18 protein-coding genes are annotated in these 15,938 nt (G+C 63.6%); 12 read left to right on the top strand and 6 right to left on the bottom strand.

Features of this window, described 5'->3' with window-relative positions:
* From WHZ77_RS26355 to WHZ77_RS26345, 3 genes are all read left to right on the top strand, one after another.
* Positions 1 to 2,097, top strand: coding sequence for a 3-hydroxyacyl-CoA dehydrogenase NAD-binding domain-containing protein (locus tag WHZ77_RS26355; protein ID WP_375310622.1), 2,097 nt, complete (start codon positions 1 to 3; stop codon positions 2,095 to 2,097).
* Positions 2,098 to 2,104: 7 nt separating this feature from the next.
* Positions 2,105 to 2,515 carry an acyl-CoA thioesterase gene (locus WHZ77_RS26350; protein WP_375310621.1) on the top strand — a complete coding sequence of 137 codons (411 nt, stop codon included), beginning with the start codon at positions 2,105 to 2,107 and terminating at the stop codon, positions 2,513 to 2,515.
* A gap of 222 nt (positions 2,516 to 2,737) precedes the next feature.
* Positions 2,738 to 2,929: a hypothetical protein gene (locus tag WHZ77_RS26345; protein WP_015688044.1), complete on the top strand. Its 192-nt coding sequence runs from the start codon at positions 2,738 to 2,740 to the stop codon at positions 2,927 to 2,929.
* A gap of 57 nt (positions 2,930 to 2,986) precedes the next feature.
* Here WHZ77_RS26345 and WHZ77_RS26340 read toward each other — a convergent pair whose 3' ends face one another.
* A complete protein-coding gene (locus WHZ77_RS26340; RefSeq protein WP_375310620.1) occupies positions 2,987 to 3,439 on the bottom strand; it encodes a nuclear transport factor 2 family protein in 453 nt (150 codons plus the stop codon).
* Positions 3,440 to 3,593: 154 nt separating this feature from the next.
* Between WHZ77_RS26340 and WHZ77_RS26335 the strand changes: the two genes are divergently transcribed.
* On the top strand, positions 3,594 to 4,268 hold the full coding sequence (locus WHZ77_RS26335) for an HAD family hydrolase (RefSeq protein ID WP_375310619.1): 675 nt from the start codon (positions 3,594 to 3,596) through the stop codon (positions 4,266 to 4,268).
* 92 nt (positions 4,269 to 4,360) lie between these two features.
* Positions 4,361 to 5,200 carry a DeoR/GlpR family DNA-binding transcription regulator gene (locus WHZ77_RS26330; RefSeq protein ID WP_375314816.1) on the top strand — a complete coding sequence of 280 codons (840 nt, stop codon included), beginning with the start codon at positions 4,361 to 4,363 and terminating at the stop codon, positions 5,198 to 5,200.
* Between the two features lie 11 nt (positions 5,201 to 5,211).
* Here the strand turns inward: WHZ77_RS26330 and WHZ77_RS26325 are convergent, their stop codons facing one another.
* From WHZ77_RS26325 to WHZ77_RS26315, 3 genes are all read right to left on the bottom strand, one after another.
* Positions 5,212 to 5,634: a type II toxin-antitoxin system VapC family toxin gene (locus WHZ77_RS26325; protein WP_375310618.1), complete on the bottom strand. Its 423-nt coding sequence runs from the start codon at positions 5,632 to 5,634 to the stop codon at positions 5,212 to 5,214.
* Complete coding sequence (locus WHZ77_RS26320; RefSeq protein WP_375310617.1) at positions 5,634 to 5,885, bottom strand: type II toxin-antitoxin system Phd/YefM family antitoxin; 252 nt, start codon at positions 5,883 to 5,885, stop codon at positions 5,634 to 5,636. Before WHZ77_RS26320 ends, WHZ77_RS26325 begins: the two co-directional genes overlap by 1 nt.
* A gap of 91 nt (positions 5,886 to 5,976) precedes the next feature.
* Complete coding sequence (locus tag WHZ77_RS26315) at positions 5,977 to 6,099, bottom strand: hypothetical protein (protein ID WP_375310616.1); 123 nt, start codon at positions 6,097 to 6,099, stop codon at positions 5,977 to 5,979.
* A gap of 74 nt (positions 6,100 to 6,173) precedes the next feature.
* Between WHZ77_RS26315 and glpD the strand changes: the two genes are divergently transcribed.
* The 7 genes from glpD to WHZ77_RS26280 all read left to right on the top strand — a co-directional run bounded on the left by glpD (position 6,174) and on the right by WHZ77_RS26280 (position 13,814).
* Entirely contained in the window at positions 6,174 to 7,724 is a 1,551-nt protein-coding gene (gene glpD, locus WHZ77_RS26310) for a glycerol-3-phosphate dehydrogenase (protein WP_375310615.1), read from the top strand.
* A complete protein-coding gene (locus tag WHZ77_RS26305) occupies positions 7,721 to 8,797 on the top strand; it encodes an ABC transporter ATP-binding protein (RefSeq protein WP_375310614.1) in 1,077 nt (358 codons plus the stop codon). Before glpD ends, WHZ77_RS26305 begins: the two co-directional genes overlap by 4 nt.
* Positions 8,798 to 8,809: 12 nt before the next feature.
* On the top strand, positions 8,810 to 9,895 hold the full coding sequence (locus WHZ77_RS26300; RefSeq protein WP_375310613.1) for an ABC transporter ATP-binding protein: 1,086 nt from the start codon (positions 8,810 to 8,812) through the stop codon (positions 9,893 to 9,895).
* Positions 9,895 to 10,797 (top strand): carbohydrate ABC transporter permease, encoded by a 903-nt coding sequence (locus tag WHZ77_RS26295; protein WP_375310612.1) that lies wholly within the window; start codon positions 9,895 to 9,897, stop codon positions 10,795 to 10,797. The genes WHZ77_RS26300 and WHZ77_RS26295 overlap by 1 nt, the downstream gene beginning before the upstream one ends.
* Positions 10,797 to 11,603: a carbohydrate ABC transporter permease gene (locus WHZ77_RS26290; protein WP_375310611.1), complete on the top strand. Its 807-nt coding sequence runs from the start codon at positions 10,797 to 10,799 to the stop codon at positions 11,601 to 11,603. Before WHZ77_RS26295 ends, WHZ77_RS26290 begins: the two co-directional genes overlap by 1 nt.
* A gap of 10 nt (positions 11,604 to 11,613) precedes the next feature.
* Positions 11,614 to 11,943, top strand: a complete 330-nt coding sequence (locus WHZ77_RS26285; protein ID WP_375310610.1) for a DUF2160 domain-containing protein — start codon at positions 11,614 to 11,616, stop codon at positions 11,941 to 11,943.
* A gap of 77 nt (positions 11,944 to 12,020) precedes the next feature.
* Positions 12,021 to 13,814, top strand: a complete 1,794-nt coding sequence (locus WHZ77_RS26280) for an ABC transporter substrate-binding protein (RefSeq protein ID WP_375310609.1) — start codon at positions 12,021 to 12,023, stop codon at positions 13,812 to 13,814.
* A 221-nt stretch (positions 13,815 to 14,035) separates the two neighbouring features.
* Here the strand turns inward: WHZ77_RS26280 and WHZ77_RS26275 are convergent, their stop codons facing one another.
* Together WHZ77_RS26275 and WHZ77_RS26270 are read right to left on the bottom strand one after the other, a co-directional pair.
* Complete coding sequence (locus WHZ77_RS26275) at positions 14,036 to 15,136, bottom strand: alkene reductase (protein WP_375310608.1); 1,101 nt, start codon at positions 15,134 to 15,136, stop codon at positions 14,036 to 14,038.
* Positions 15,137 to 15,315: 179 nt separating this feature from the next.
* Positions 15,316 to 15,819 carry a DUF1993 family protein gene (locus WHZ77_RS26270; RefSeq protein WP_375310607.1) on the bottom strand — a complete coding sequence of 168 codons (504 nt, stop codon included), beginning with the start codon at positions 15,817 to 15,819 and terminating at the stop codon, positions 15,316 to 15,318.
* Positions 15,820 to 15,938: the final 119 nt, after the last annotated feature.

Here is a 15,938-nt window from a genome sequence, read left to right as displayed (position 1 = left end):
ATGGATTCGAAGATCATGACCGCGCTCGGCGATCGCGTGCTGGAGCTGGGACCCAAGCTTGCGGCCGACGGCCCCTACAAGCATTTCAAGTTGACACGCGATGACGACGGCGTCGCCTGGCTGCTGTTCGACCGTGCCGACGCCAGCGCCAATACACTCTCCTCCGACGTGATGGAGGAATTCGACGCCGTGCTCGCGGCGATCGAGACCGAGCGCCCCGCCGGCCTCGTGATCCGTTCCGCAAAGCCGTCCGGCTTCATCGCCGGCGCGGACGTCAACGAATTCCGTGGCGCCAGCGATCCTGCGATGGTGGAGACACGCATCCGCGCCGCGCATGCCGTGGTCGATCATCTGGAAGCATTGAAGCTGCCGACGGTCGCCGTCATCCACGGATTCTGTCTCGGCGGCGGCCTCGAGGTCGCGCTCGCCTGCCAGTCGCGCATCGCCATCGACGGCGCGCGCTTCGGCTTCCCCGAGGTGATGCTCGGCCTGCATCCCGGTCTCGGCGGCACCGCGCGCTTCACCGCGCTGGTCAATCCGACCCAGTCGATGGCGCTGATGCTGACCGGCCGCACCATTGATGCGCGCCGCGCGAAATCGCTCGGCCTCGTCGACACCGTGACGCAGGAGCGCCATGTCCGGGGCGCGGTGAAAGACGCCCTGTTCGGCCGGCTGAAGCGGGCCAAGCCTGGCCTCCTCACGCGCGCAGCCAATCTCGGACCGGTCCGCGGGCTGCTGGCCAAGCGGATGCGCGCGGAGGCCGCAAAGGCTGCACCCCGCGAGCACTATCCCGCGCCTTACGCGCTGATCGATCTCTGGAAGAGCCATGGCGGCAGCAAGGCCGCGATGCTGAAGGCCGAGCAGGCTTCCTTCGCCAAATTGATGGTGACGCCGACCGCGCAGAATTTGATCCGCGTGTTCTTCCTGCGCGAGCAGATGAAGAAGACGACGGGCGGCGGGAATACGATCAAGCACGTCCACGTCATCGGCGCCGGCGCCATGGGCGGCGACATCGCCGCTTGGGTAGCCGGGCAGGGGATACGCGTCTCGCTCGCCGACATGAAGGCGGAGCCGATCGCCGGCGCGGTGAAGCGCGCTGCCGAGCTCTACGGCAAGATCATCCGCAAACCGACCGAGGTGCGTGACGCGCTCGATCGGCTGATCCCTGATATGGACGGAGAGGGCGTCCGCAACGCGGATCTCATCATCGAGGCGGTGCCGGAAAAGCTGGAGCTCAAGCAAAAAGTCTATGCCGGCCTCGAGCCAAAGATGAAGCCGAGCGCGATTCTCGCGACCAACACGTCAAGCATTCCGCTTCAGGATTTGCGCACGACGTTGGCGCGGCCCGAGCGGCTCGTCGGCCTTCACTTCTTCAATCCGGTGTCGCGGCTGCAATTGGTCGAAGTCGTCAGCCACGACGGCAACGATACGCAGGTACTGAAAGAGGCGCTCGCCTTCGTCGGCGCGATCGACCGTTTGCCGCTACCCGTGAAGAGCTCGCCCGGCTTCCTCGTCAACCGCGCGCTGACGCCGTACATGCTGGAAGCGATGGTGATGCTGGACGAGAAGACCGACCAGCGCCTGATCGACGCCGCCGCCGAGCAGTTCGGCATGCCGATGGGGCCGATCGAGCTGGCCGACCAGGTCGGGCTCGACATCTGCCTCGACGTCGGCGACATGCTGCGCACCAGGTTCGGCGATCTCTTGCCGCCGACGCCGGCCTGGCTGCGCGACAAGGTCGCCAAGGGCGAGCTCGGCCGCAAGACCGGCAAGGGCTTCTACACATGGAAGGACGGCAAGGCGGAGAAGGCGCCGCTGCCCGAGACCGGCCCGCGCGTCACCGACCAGATGATCGACCGGCTGGTGCTGCCGATGTCCAATGTCTGCGTCGCGGCCCTTCGCGAAGGCATCGTCGACGATCCCGACGCCGTCGACGGCGCGATGATCTTCGGCACCGGGTATGCGCCTTTCCGCGGCGGGCCGTTGAATTATGCGCGCACGCGCGGGGTGGAGAATGTCGTATCCACCATGCGCGCGCTTGCCGAGCGATTCGGCGCGCGCTTTGCGCCCGATCCGGGCTGGGACAATTTCAATTGAGAACCATATGACCGACGAGTCCGACACCGAACCGAGCGGCGATCTCTGCATCCGCACGCTGGCGATGCCCGCCGACACCAACGCCAATGGCGATATCTTTGGCGGCTGGCTGCTCAGCCAGATGGACGTCGGCGGCGGTGTGTTCGCATCGAAGGTGGCGAGATCTCGCACCGTGACGGTGGCGATCGAGGCGATGAATTTTCGTAAAGCGGTCTATGTCGGCGATCTCGTTTCCGTCTACGCCAATCTCGTGCGCCTCGGTCGCACCTCGATGACCGTGCATCTCGAAGCCTGGGCGCTGCGGCGCAGGGAGCTTCAGCCGATCCTGGTGACCGACGGCAATTTCACCTATGTCTCGATCGACGACGAGGGACGTCCGCAGGCGATCAGTCGGGATGATCCGCCGATCGCGACGTAATCGCGCGCGTCGCTCTGTCCCATCTCACGAAGATGTGCAGGGCGGCCAAACGCGGCGCGACTGAGTCATTGCGTCGCGGCTTCGCCAACAAGCAGTCATAAAACGGATGAGGTCCCCAAGTACTTAATTGCACGTCGATTCGGGGTGGAAACCGTCTGATTTGCCTGAGGAACTTTTGGGCAGAGATCCGGTTATTTGCCCGCATTGAGGAATCTACGGGCCATGCCGGACAGCTACATCATCGAAGTCAATTCACAGACCGCGGGTATCGTCGTTCGCGGCCAGGGCGGCTACTGCTTCTTCGCCTCGTCCCACCAGTTCAATCGTCTCGAAGGCCAGCTCTTCCGCAACGCCCGCGAAGCAGAGCGCGCCGCGCGCAAGCTGGTTAACGGTGATGTGAGGGAAGCGGCGTAATAGCCGATGTCATTCCGGGCCCGCGCCTTTCGGCGCGTCCCGGAGTGACGCCGCCCATCACAACTTCGTCGCAGCCCGCGACAACAGCTTCCAGTCGTCGCCCTGCTTCTGCCAGTTCATCAGGATGTGAAGGTTGGTCGGCACTTTTTTCCCATCGGCCGCCATCTCCTGTTCCGCGACCCAGTGGAAGCGCACGATCGCGGCGGGACCGATGACCTTGATGGTCGGCTCCTTGTATTCAATCGACAGGAACTTCGATTTGCCGTCGGTGGCATTGGTGATGAAAGTTGCCTTGTCCTCGACCTTGCCACTGGAATGGCTGTAGCTGAGATCGTCCCAGCACAGCGCGCCGAGCGCCTTGGGGTCTGCCGCGATCTGGGCGAGGCGGAAGGCCTCGACCTTCTTTGCAACGGCGTCCTCGTCGGCCGAGGCCGCCAGCACTGGTGTCGTGACAGCGAGCGCTGAGACGGCAAGAGTCGAGAGAGCCAGAACGCGTCGATTGATCGTCATCGTTTCCTCCTTTTTTGATCTTGCATGGAGTGTTGCAGCCGTGCGCGGCTTTGTCGAGTGTCCGTGACGGTCATGTCGATGTGTCATTGCGCGATGGGGGCTGTATTGATACGTCTTTCGCATTGATGCATCGCGCATCGGGGAAAGTACGGAAATGATCGAAGCTCTCGGCCGGGCATTGCTGTTCGACATCGACGGTACGCTCGCCAATACCGACCCGCTGCACCTGAAGGCCTTCAACCAGGTGCTTGGGCCGCGTGGCCATGTGTTCGATCACGCGCGCTTCTCCAGGGAGCTGCAAGGTTTTTCCAATGTATCGATCGGCGAGCGCTTCCTGTCCGATGAAGCGCTGGACAAGCGCGCCGAGATCCTTGGCGAGAAGGAGCAGGTCTTCCGCACCCTCGTCGCCGGGCAGATCGAGCCGCTGCCTGGTCTGTTGGCGCTGCTCGACCGGGCGGATGGCGCCGGCATTCCCATGGCCGCGGTAACCAACGCGCCGCGTCTGAATGCCGAGCTGCTGCTCTCCGGTCTCGGCATCACGCATCGCTTCAAGGCGATCGTGATCGGTGACGGACTGCCGCACGGCAAGCCGCATCCGCTGCCCTATCAGGAGGGACTGCGCTTCGTCGGCGCCAGCGCGGCGGCCTCCGTTGCGTTTGAGGATTCCCGCTCCGGCGTGCAATCGGCGGCCGCCGCCGGCATTCCGACCATCGGAATCCGCACCAGCCTCAGCCATGCTGACCTTGTTGGATCAGGCGCAGTCGCGTCCGCCAGCGCCTTCGACGATCCGGATCTGCTCGCGCGTCTCGCCGCCGCGATGGCGTGGTGAGAGGCTTCGGCCGTTAACCGTGATCGGCGTCCGCATTGACCGCAGCTGTGAACCGCCGCACCATGCGGCATCCTGATTTGAGGCCCATCGCCGTGACCGGATTGACCCATCGCCAAGCAGAGATCCTCAACATCGCGCGTGCTTCGGGCCGCGTCATGGTGGAGGAGCTGGCGCGCAAGTTCGAGGTCTCGGCGCAGACCATTCGCAAGGATCTCAACGATCTCTGCGAGCGCCGCTCGCTGACCCGCATCCATGGCGGGGCGATCATCGCGTCCGGCGTCGAGAACCTCGCTTACGAGGCGCGGCGCTTCGTCGCCGCCGACGAGAAGAAGGCGATCGGGATTGCGGCCGCCTCGCTGATCCCGAACGGCTGCTCGCTCTTCATCAACATCGGCACCACGACCGAGGAGGTCGCGAGCGCGCTGACCTCGCACGAGGACCTCCTCGTCATCACCAACAACCTCAACGTCGCGATGCTGCTCTACCGACATCCCCGCATCGAGGTGGTGGTCGCCGGCGGCACGGTGCGGCGTGCCGACGGCGCCGTGGTCGGCTCGACCGCGACGCAGCTGATCGGACAGTTCAAGGTCGACTACGCCATCATCGGCGCGTCCGCGATCGACGAAGAGGGCGCGCTGCTCGACTTCGACTATCGCGAGGTGCAGGTGGCGCAAGCCATCATCGCCAACGCCCGCAGCGTCATGCTGGTCGCTGACTCGACGAAACTGAGGCGCAGTGCGCCGGTGCGCATCGCCCATATCAGCCAGATCCAGACCTTCGTGACCGATCAGGAACTGCCCGAGCGCCTCGCCACGATTTGCCACAGCAAAGGCATCGAGGTGATGGCGGCAATGCCGAAAGGGGCGGGGGAATCGGATGAGGCAGCAGCGGAGCCACCTCAAGACCCGGGTTCGGTCGTCCGCCTGCGATAGCGGGAGGCGTCCTACCCTGCTGCTGGTTTCCACGGGTTGATCAGCGTCACACCCGTAGGTTCGAAATCCCCAACATTGCGCGTAACAACCGTCAAGCCGTGAACAAGCGCGGTTGCCGCGAGGAGAGCGTCGCGTTCAGCCTTCTGATCGGGAACGTGAAGTTGCGCACAACGCTGTGCCACCACCGTATCAATGGCCAGGATTCGCCCTTCGAAACGAGCTAGAACCTGATCGTCGATCCACGTGCGCAAGACAGCGCCCTGCGTCGCGTCCTTGCGCGCGATCAGGCGCGCACCAAGTTCGATTTCGAGAATCGAGATCGCCGACATGAAAAAATTCGCAGCGGGAATCGCATTGGCCCAGGCGACGACATTGCGATCCGCTTTGTCGGGTCGCCTCAGTTCGGAGATGACATTGGTGTCCAGCAGAAACATCAGTCGAGATCGGCGGGCTTGAAGCCTCCGCCGGACATGCGGGGCGGATCGAACTCGAAGTCCGTGTTCGCCTGCGCCAGAGCTTTGGCGAGGCTCATGTCCCCGCCGCTCAGGCGCAAATAATCCTCGATCGTCAGCAGGACATGAGCCGGGCGGCCACGATCCGTAATGAAGACGGGTCCCTGCGAGGCGGCTTTCTTGGCGCCGCTTGTATCCTGGTTGAACTCTCGGCTGGTCAGGGTGGTCACCATCTTCAGCTCCACGCCGTGGTTAGGCTTACGATCGCGAAGTATATGTAGATATGTTGCTACATTCAATATCCTCTTCGGACCGCGGGGCTGGTCATGCCCCCATGCCGATCAATCGGGACCATTTGGTCTCGAATTTGGCCGTTTCTCTGCCGATCTCTCCGCCGGCTGCCCATAAAAAATGTTTCGCTTTCACTTCCTGTCTCTTGTCTTTCATCTTGCTTTCGGTTTTCGGTGTGATCTAATCAAAAACGAAAGTAGCTGCTCGAAGGAACGAGCGGTCGCCGGGGGATGCGTCTGTTGGAGCGGATATTCGACCTCGCCATCATCGGAGGCGGTGTTAACGGCTGCGGCATCGCGCGCGACGCGGTGGGCCGCGGCAACAGTGTCTTCCTGTGCGAAATGAACGATCTGGCGAGCGGGACGTCGTCCTGGTCGACCAAGCTGGTGCATGGCGGACTGCGCTATCTCGAATATTACGAGTTTCGCCTGGTCCGCGAGGCGCTGATCGAGCGCGAGATTCTCTGGGGCATCGCGCCCCACATCATCCGTCCGCTGCGTTTTGTTCTACCGCATCACGCCGGCCTGCGCCCGGCCTGGCTGCTGCGCCTCGGCCTCTTCCTGTATGACCACATCGGTGGCCGTCATCTGCTGCCCGCAACCCGCTCGGTCGATCTGCGGCGCGACGAGGTCGGCCGTCCCCTGATCCCTAATCGCTACAGCCGCGCATTCGAATATTCCGACTGCTTCGTCGATGACGCTCGCCTCGTGGTGCTCAACGCACGCGACGCCGCCGACAAGGGCGCGGAGATCCGCACCCGCACCCGCGCCACCGAAATCCGCCAGTCCGACGGCGTCTGGACGGTCAGCATGGTCGATACGCTGACCGGCGCACGCTCGCAGGTCCAGGCCCGCGCGCTGGTCAATGCCGGCGGTCCCTGGGTCGAGGACGTGCTCGGCCGTGGCGCCGGTGTGAATGCGAAGGCCAAGGTGCGCCTGGTGCAGGGCTCGCACATCGTCGTGAAGAAACTTTACGATCACGACCGCGCCTACATGTTCCAGAACGCCGACGGCCGCATCATCTTCGTGATCCCGTACCAGGACGATTTCACGCTGATCGGCACCACCGACCGCGACTATGACGGCGATCCCTCCAAGGTGAAGGCGACGGTCGAGGAGATCGAGTATCTCTGCAAGGCCGCCAGCGAATATCTGGCCAAGCCGGTGACGCCCGAGGACGTGGTCTGGACCTATTCCGGCGTGCGTCCGCTTTACGACGACGGCGCCAGCGAAGCCAAGGCTGCCACCCGCGACTACGTGTTCGAACTCGACATACCCGGAGGCGTGCCGCTGCTGTCGATCTATGGCGGCAAGATCACGACCTATCGCCGCCTCGCCGAAGAGGCGCTGGAACGGCTGGCGCCCTATCTTCGCAGTGCGAAAGCGCGTGAGGGATGGACCGGCAAGGCGCCGCTGCCCGGCGGCGACATGGGTGTGTCCGACGTCGACGGCCTGATCGCCGAGCTCCAGCGCGGCTATCCCTTCCTCAGCCATGAGCATGCGCGGCGCCTCGCGCGCGCCTATGGCACAAGGGCGGAAAAGCTGCTCGGCGATGCGAAATCGGCCGCCGATCTCGGCCTGGCCTTTGGCGCGACGCTGACCGAGCGCGAGGTCCGCTACCTCATGGCCAACGAATGGGCCGTCACCGCCGAGGACATCGTCTGGCGCCGCTCCAAGCTCGGCCTGCGACTATCTGCCGACGAGATCGCGGCTTTGAGCGACTGGATTGCAGCCCATGGTGTGCGGCAAAGTCCCCTGCTGGAAGCAGGAGGTCGCTCATGAGCGTGACACTCGATCACGTGACCCGGACCGTCGACGGTATCGAACATATCCGTGACGTCTCGCTGACGCTCGAGAGCGGCACGCTCAACGTGCTGCTCGGGCCGACGCTGTCGGGCAAGACCTCGATCATGCGGCTGCTCGCCGGTCTCGACAAGCCGACCACGGGCAAGGTGCTGGTCAACGGCAAGGACGTCACCGGCGTCGATGTGCGCAAGCGTTCGGTCGCGATGGTCTATCAGCAGTTCATCAATTATCCCTCGTTGACGGTCTACGAGAACATCGCCTCGCCGCTGCGCGTGCAGGGCAAGCCGCGTGACGAGATCGAGACGCGCGTGGCAGAAGCCGCAAGACTGCTGCGGCTCGAGCCGTTCCTGAAGCGCACACCGCTTCAGCTCTCCGGAGGTCAGCAGCAGCGCACCGCGATGGCGCGCGCGCTGGTCAAGGGCGCCGATCTCGTGCTGCTCGACGAGCCGCTCGCCAATCTCGACTACAAGCTCCGCGAAGAGCTGCGCGCCGAACTGCCGCGCATCTTCGAGGCCTCGGGCGCGATCTTCGTCTATGCCACCACCGAGCCGACCGAAGCGTTGCTGCTCGGTGGCAACACGGTCTGCATGTGGGAGGGCCAGGCGCTCCAGATCGGCGAGACGCCGAGCGTCTACCGCCGGCCGCAGACGCTGCGCGTCGCGCAGGTGTTCTCCGATCCGCCGCTCAACCTCGTTGGCATCGAGAAGAAGAACGGCTCCGTGCAATATGCCGGCGGCGCCGCGTCGCCAGCCTCCGGGCTCTATTCGTCGCTCGCCGACGGCTCCTATCGCGTCGGCTTTCGCGCCCATCAATTGGCGCTCGCCAACGGCGAGGCCGACCGTCACGCCTTCCACGCCACGGTGACGGTGACCGAAATCACCGGTTCGGAGAGCTTCGTGCATTTGACCCGCGACGGATCGAACTGGGTTGCGGTGTTGCATGGCGTGCACGAATTCGAGCCCGGCCAGACGCTGGATGCCGTGCTCGATCCCAATGATGTCTTTGTGTTTGATGCCGCTGACCGATTGGTCGCGGCACCAAGCTCTTGAGGGAGATGCGACATGGCCCGCATTGACCTCGTCGATCTCGCCCACTCCTACGCCGGCAATGACGCGCCGCAGGACAGCTTTGCGCTCAAGCCGGTGACCATGACCTGGCGGCAGGGCGGCGCCTATGCGCTGCTCGGCCCAAGCGGCTGCGGCAAGACCACGCTGCTCAACGTCATCTCCGGCATCATCACGCCGTCGCGGGGAAAAATCCTGTTCGACGGGCAGGACATCACACCGCTGTCAACCCAGAAGCGCAACATCGCCCAGGTGTTCCAGTTCCCGGTGATCTACGACACCATGACGGTGGGGCAGAACCTGGCTTTCCCTCTGAAGAACCGCGGCGTGCCGAAGGCCGAGATCGACAAGCGCGTCGCCGAGATCGCCCGCCTGCTCGATCTCGAACCCTATCTGAACCGCAAGGCGACTCGGCTCACCGCCGATGCCAAGCAGAAGATCTCGCTCGGTCGCGGCCTGGTCCGGTCCGACGTGGCCGCCGTGCTATTCGACGAGCCGCTGACGGTGATCGACCCCGAGCTGAAATGGCAGCTGCGTTCCAAGCTGAAGGCGCTGCATCGCGAGCTCGACCTCACGATGATCTACGTCACCCACGACCAGACCGAGGCGCTGACCTTCGCCGACACCGTCGTCGTCATGCATGACGGCCGCGTCGTGCAGAGCGGCACGCCCGCCGAGCTGTTCGACAAGCCGGCGCACACATTTGTGGGCTATTTCATCGGCTCGCCCGGCATGAACATCATTCCAGCCGAGGTGAGGGGCCGCGAAGCCAAGGTCGGCGGCCACGTCATTGCGCTGGGCCGCAGCTATGACAAGCTTCCGGCCGGCGCGAAGATCGAAATCGGCGTTCGTCCCGAATTCGTCGACGCGGTCGCGCCGGCTCCCGGCCTGCTTACGGCAAAGATCGAGCGCATCGACGATCTCGGCCGCATCCGTTTCGCCCGCACGCGCCTCGGCGACGCAAAGCTCGCGGCGCGCGCGCCTGCGGGATTCGCCAGTTCGGACGGCACCGCCGGGCTGAAATTCGACCCGTCGCATATCCACGTCTATGCCGACAGCCTTCTGGTGGAGGGAGCCGCCTGATGGACAAGATCGTCAACCAAAAAGCCTGGTTCCTGGTGCTGCCGGTGTTCCTGGTCGTCGCCTTCTCCGCGGTGCTGCCGCTGATGACGGTGGTGAACTATTCGATGCAGGACACGTTCGGCAACAATCAGTTCTTCTGGAACGGTGTCGGCTGGTTCAAGGAATTGCTCGATCCCTCGACCGACCTCGGCGGCCGCTTCCTCGCCTCGCTCGGGCGCAATCTTTTCTTCTCGCTGGTGATCCTCGCCATCGAGGTGCCGCTCGGCATCGTCGTCGCGCTGTCGATGCCGCGCCAGGGCTGGACCGTCGCGGCCTGTCTCGTCATCCTCGCGCTGCCGCTGCTGATCCCGTGGAACGTGGTCGGCACGATCTGGCAGATCTTTGGCCGGCCCGACATCGGCCTGCTCGGCTACGTCCTCAACGCCATCGGAATCGACTATAATTACGTCTCGAACGAATTCGACGCCTGGGTCACGGTCATCGTGATGGACGTCTGGCACTGGACCAGCCTCGTCGCGCTGCTCTGCTATGCCGGCCTGAAGTCGATCCCGGAAGCCTACTACCAGGCCGCCCAGATCGACGGCGCTTCGCGCTGGGCCGTATTCAAGGCGATCCAGCTGCCGAAGATGAACCGCGTGCTGCTGATCGCGGTGCTGCTGCGCTTCATGGACAGCTTCATGATCTACACCGAGCCGTTCGTCGTCACCGGCGGCGGACCCGGCAATTCCACCACCTTCGTGTCGATCGAGCTGGTCAAGATCGCGCTCGGCCAGTTCGACCTCGGCAAGGCGGCGGCGCTGTCGCTGGTCTACAATCTGATCATCCTGATCGTCTGCTGGATCTTCTACACCGTCATGACCAATGCCGGCGCCGAACGTAAGCCGCAGGAAGGAGCCGCGTGATGCATTCGATCCCCGGCCGGCGCGTCATCATGGCGCTGTTCCTGATCTTCCTGCTGCTGCCGATCTACTGGCTCGTCAACATGAGCTTCAAGACCAATGCCGAAATCGTCTCGACGATGACGCTGTGGCCGCATGCCCCGACGCTGCAGCACTACAAGCGCATCTTCACCGACGAGAGCTGGTATTCCGGCTACATCAATTCGCTGGAATACGTCGTCCTCAACACCATCATTTCGATCTCGGTGGCGCTGCCGGCGGCCTACGCCTTCTCGCGCTACCGCTTCCTCGGCGACAAGCATCTGTTCTTCTGGCTGCTGTCGAACCGCATGGCACCGGCCGCGGTCTATGCGCTGCCGTTCTTCAACCTCTATTCGGCGATCGGCCTGTTCGATACGCCCTGGGCGGTCGCGCTCGCGCATTGCATCTTCAACGTACCCTTGGCGGTCTGGATCCTCGAAGGCTTCGTCTCCGGCGTGCCGCGAGAGATCGACGAGACCGCCTTCCTCGACGGCTATTCATTCCCGCGCTTCTTCATCAAGATCCTGGTGCCGCTGATCGCGAGCGGCATTGGCGTCGCCGCCTTCTTCTGCTTCATGTTCTCCTGGGTCGAGCTCCTGCTCGCGCGCACGCTGACCTCGGTACAGGCCAAGCCCATCGCCGCGATCATGACGCGCACGGTATCGGCGGCCGGCATGGATTGGGGTCTGCTGGCCGCGGCCGGCGTGCTCACCATCATTCCGGGTGCGCTCGTGATCTGGTTCGTCCGCAATTACATCGCGCGCGGTTTCGCGCTCGGTCGGGTCTGAGGAGGCTCTCATGGAATCCATCGCATGGATGGCCTGGACGCTGCCGACGGCGATCTTCTTCGTCGCGCTCGCCTGCACGCTGGCCGTGATGACGTACCTGGCCGCGGTCTATCCCGAAGCCGAGCGCGTCGGCGTGCTCAGCATCCCGACCACGCGCGGCGACCGCCTGTTCATCTCGCTGATCACGGCTGCCGTGATTCACCTCTTGTGGATCGCTTTCATGGGCACCGATGCGCTTGCCACACTGCCGATCGGCGAGGAAGGTTTTGAAATCTCGAGCCTGTGGCTCGCATCAGGAATTTCGCTGGTCACGGCCGCGCTCATCTTCCGCACGGTCTGAAACTCGCGAAGGGACGGCCAGATCCGGGACCAACCCGGGCCTGTACAAAAGTTTGTCGCTGCAACGGAGGAAACAACATGCGACGGTCTAGAAGCAAAGGTCCGCTGACCAAAGTCAGCTTGCTGAGCGTATCAAGTGCGGCAGCCATCATTGCGGTGGCGTTCGCCGTCTCGGCGCCGGTCCGCGCCGCTGACGACGCCGCCATCCAGAAGTGGATTGCGGAATTCCAGCCCTCGACGCTGTCGAAGGACGACCAGAAGAAGGAGCTGGAGTGGTTCGCGAAGGCCGCCGAACCATTCAAGGGCATGGAGATCAACGTCGTCTCCGAGACCATCACGACCCACGAATACGAATCGCAGACGCTGGCCAAGGCGTTCTCCGAGCTCACCGGCATCAAGCTCAAGCACGACATCATCCAGGAGGGTGACGTGGTCGAGAAGCTGCAGACCCAGATGCAGTCCGGCAAGAACGTCTATGACGGCTGGATCAACGATAGCGACCTGATCGGCACGCACTTCCGTTACGGCCAGACCATCGCGCTGTCGGATTACATGACCGGCGAGGGCAAGGACGTCACCGATCCCATGCTGGACGTCAACGACTTCATCGGCAAGTCGTTCGGCACCGCGCCCGACGGCAAGCTCTATCAGCTGCCCGACCAGCAGTTCGCCAACCTCTATTGGTTCCGCTACGACTGGTTCACCAACCCGGACTACAAGGCCAAGTTCAAGGCCAAATACGGCTATGAGCTCGGCGTGCCCGTGAACTGGTCGGCCTACGAGGACATCGCCGAGTTCTTCACCAACGACATCAAGGAGATCAACGGCGTCAAGGTCTACGGCCATATGGACTATGGCAAGAAGGACCCGTCGCTCGGCTGGCGTTTCACCGATGCCTGGCTGTCGATGGCCGGCAACGGCGACAAGGGCATCCCGAACGGTCTGCCGGTCGACGAATGGGGCATCCGCATGGAAGGCTGCCGTCCGGTCGGCTCGTCGATCGAGCGCGGTGGTGACACCAATGGTCCGGCCGCGGTCTACTCGATCACCAAGTACCTCGAGTGGATGAAGAAGTACGCTCCGCCGCAGGCCCAGGGCATGACCTTCTCGGAGTCCGGTCCCGTGCCGGCGCAGGGCAACATCGCCCAGCAGATGTTCTGGTACACCGCCTTCACCGCCGACATGGTGAAGCCGGGCATCGCGGTGATGAACGCGGACGGTACGCCGAAATGGCGTATGGCTCCGTCGCCGCACGGCGCGTACTGGAAGGAGGGCATGAAGCTCGGCTATCAGGACGCCGGCTCTGTGACGTTGCTGAAGTCGACCCCGGCGGATCGCCGCAAGGCAGCCTGGCTCTATCTCCAGTTCATCGTCTCCAAGACGGTGTCGCTGAAGAAGAGCCATGTCGGTCTCACCTTCATTCGTGAATCCGACATCTGGGACAAGTCGTTCACCGAGCGTGCGCCGAAGCTCGGCGGCCTGATCGAGTTCTACCGTTCGCCCGCGCGCGTGCAGTGGACCCCGACCGGCAACAACGTGCCCGACTATCCCAAGCTGGCGCAGCTGTGGTGGCAGAACATCGGCGATGCGTCGTCCGGTGCGAAGACGCCGCAGGCCGCGATGGACTCGCTTGCCGCCGCACAGGACTCCGTCATGGAGCGCCTGGAGAAGTCGGGCGTGCAAGGCGCCTGCGGTCCGAAGCTGCACAAGAAGGAGACCGCCGAGTACTGGTACGCCAAGGCCCAGAAGGACGGCACCATCGCGCCGCAGCGCAAGCTCGCCAACGAGAAGCCGAAGGGCGAGACGGTCGACTACGACACGCTGATCAAGTCGTGGCCGGCAACCCCGCCCAAGCGCGCCTCGCTGCAGTAAGGCTGGTCACATGACGACGAAAGGCCGGGAGCAATCCCGGCCTTTTTTCTTTGTGGCGCATACGTTCCACATTCCCGGTGTCATCGTCCGCCTTGTGCGCAATTGCGCACTAGGGCGGACGATCCAGTATTCCAGAGACGGGAGTGATTGAACCGAGAAGCCGCGCCGTACCGGATGCCCCGCCTTCGCGGGGCATGACAGCGTCATGTGTGGAGAGAAAATTACTCCGCCGGTTCGGCCGCCAGCGTCGGGTAATCCGTATAGCCCTTCGCGCCGCCGCCGTAGAACGTGTTCTTGTCCCAGTCGTTCAGCGCCGCGCCCGTCTTCAGCCGCTCGACCAGGTCGGGGTTGGAGATGAACGGTTTGCCGAAGGCGATGAGGTCGGCAGCGTTGGCGTCCAGCACCTTGGTTGCGAGATCGAAATCGTAGCCGTTGTTGGCGATGTAGGCGCCGGCGAAGCGCTTGCGCAGGCTCGCATAGTCGAACGGCGCGAAGTCGCGCGGACCGCCCGTGGCGCCTTCGACGACGTGGAGATAGACCAGCTTGAGCGCACTCAGGCCGTCGACGATATGGTCGTACAAGGCTTGCGGGTTCGAGTCCGAGATGTCGTTGGCCGGCGTCACTGGCGAAATGCGGATGCCGGTGCGGTCGGCGCCGGCCTCGGCCACCACGGCCTTGGACACTTCCAGCATCAGCCGCGCGCGGTTCTCGATCGAGCCGCCATAGGCATCGGTGCGCTTGTTGGCGCCGTCCTTGGCGAACTGCTCGAGCAGATAGCCGTTGGCGCCGTGGATCTCGACGCCGTCGAAGCCCGCTTCCAGCGCGTTCTTCGTGGCGCGCTTGAAGTCGTCGATGATGCCGGGAATTTCGGAGAGCTCGAGCGCGCGGGGCTCGGAGACGTCTGCGAAGCCGCCATTCACGAAAGTCTTGCCCTTGGCGCGGATCGCGCTCGGCGCCACGGGAGCTGCGCCACTGGCCTGGAGATCGACATGCGAGATGCGGCCGACATGCCAGAGCTGGATGTAGATCTTGCCGCCGCGCTGATGGACGCCGTCGGTGACCTTGCGCCAGCCTGCGACCTGGTCCTTGGTGTAGATGCCGGGCGTATCCTGGTAGCCCTGGCCCTGCTGCGAGACCTGGCTCGCCTCGGTGATGAGCAGCCCTGCGGAAGCGCGCTGGGCGTAATAGTCTGCGGCGAGTGCACCCGGTACGAAAGTGCCGGGAACGGCGCGGTTGCGCGTCAGTGGCGCCATCACGAGGCGGTTGGCCAGCGTGATCGGGCCGAGCTTGTAAGTCTCAAACAATTTGGTCGGACGGCTCATGGCAATGCTTTCGGGCGGTGAGAGGTCCGGAACACTTGTGCATCGCGGCAATCAGCGCAAGGGATGAGCCATACGGAAAGTGCAGGCGAGCTACGCGGCGGGGACCGCGTAGCATAATTCATGTGCAGTTTTGGCTGCGGCAGCGGATTTCGCCTGCTGCAGCCGTACGAACTCGCAAATCAGTTGGCGCCGAGGAAATCGCGCTTGCCGATCTCGATACCGTTGTGGCGCAGGATGCCGTGTGCGGTCGCAGCGTGGAAATAGAAGTTCGGCAGCGAGAACGCGCTGAGGAATTGCTGGCCCTTCATGGTGATGGATTTGTCGGGACCGGCCGGGAAGGTGACGTCCTTGGTCTCGGCGCCCTCGAACTGCTCGGGCTTGAACGACTTCACATAATCGATGGTCTTCGCCAGCCGCTGCTTCAGCTCCGCGAAGCTGGTCTCGGTGTCGGGTGTGGAGGGCACTTCGCTGTGGGTCAGCCGGGCGCAGCCCTTGGCGGCGAAGTCGCTGACGAGTTGGATCTGCTTCGACAGCGGCAGCATGTCCGGGAAGAGGCGGGAGCCAAGCAGGACGCTCGGGTCGACCTTCTTCGCCGCGCAATGCGCCTCAGCCTTGGTGAGGAGGCCGGTGAGGCTGTTCAGCATTTGCAGATACGCGGGGACGACGGCGTCGTGGAAGGACATGTGATGCTCGCTTGAATGGATGGGGAATCTCAGGAGAAAACCTGAGCCACTCACATGGGAGCGTCATGGAAAAATACAATCGCGGAGGCGGCTTGTGCGATGCGAAAATTCTATCGCGC

Source organism: Bradyrhizobium sp. A5, assembly GCF_042076515.1.
GTDB lineage: Bacteria > Pseudomonadota > Alphaproteobacteria > Rhizobiales > Xanthobacteraceae > Bradyrhizobium > Bradyrhizobium cosmicum.
Note: the sequence above shows the minus strand (reverse complement) of the source record. Positions and strands in the feature narration are given on the sequence as shown.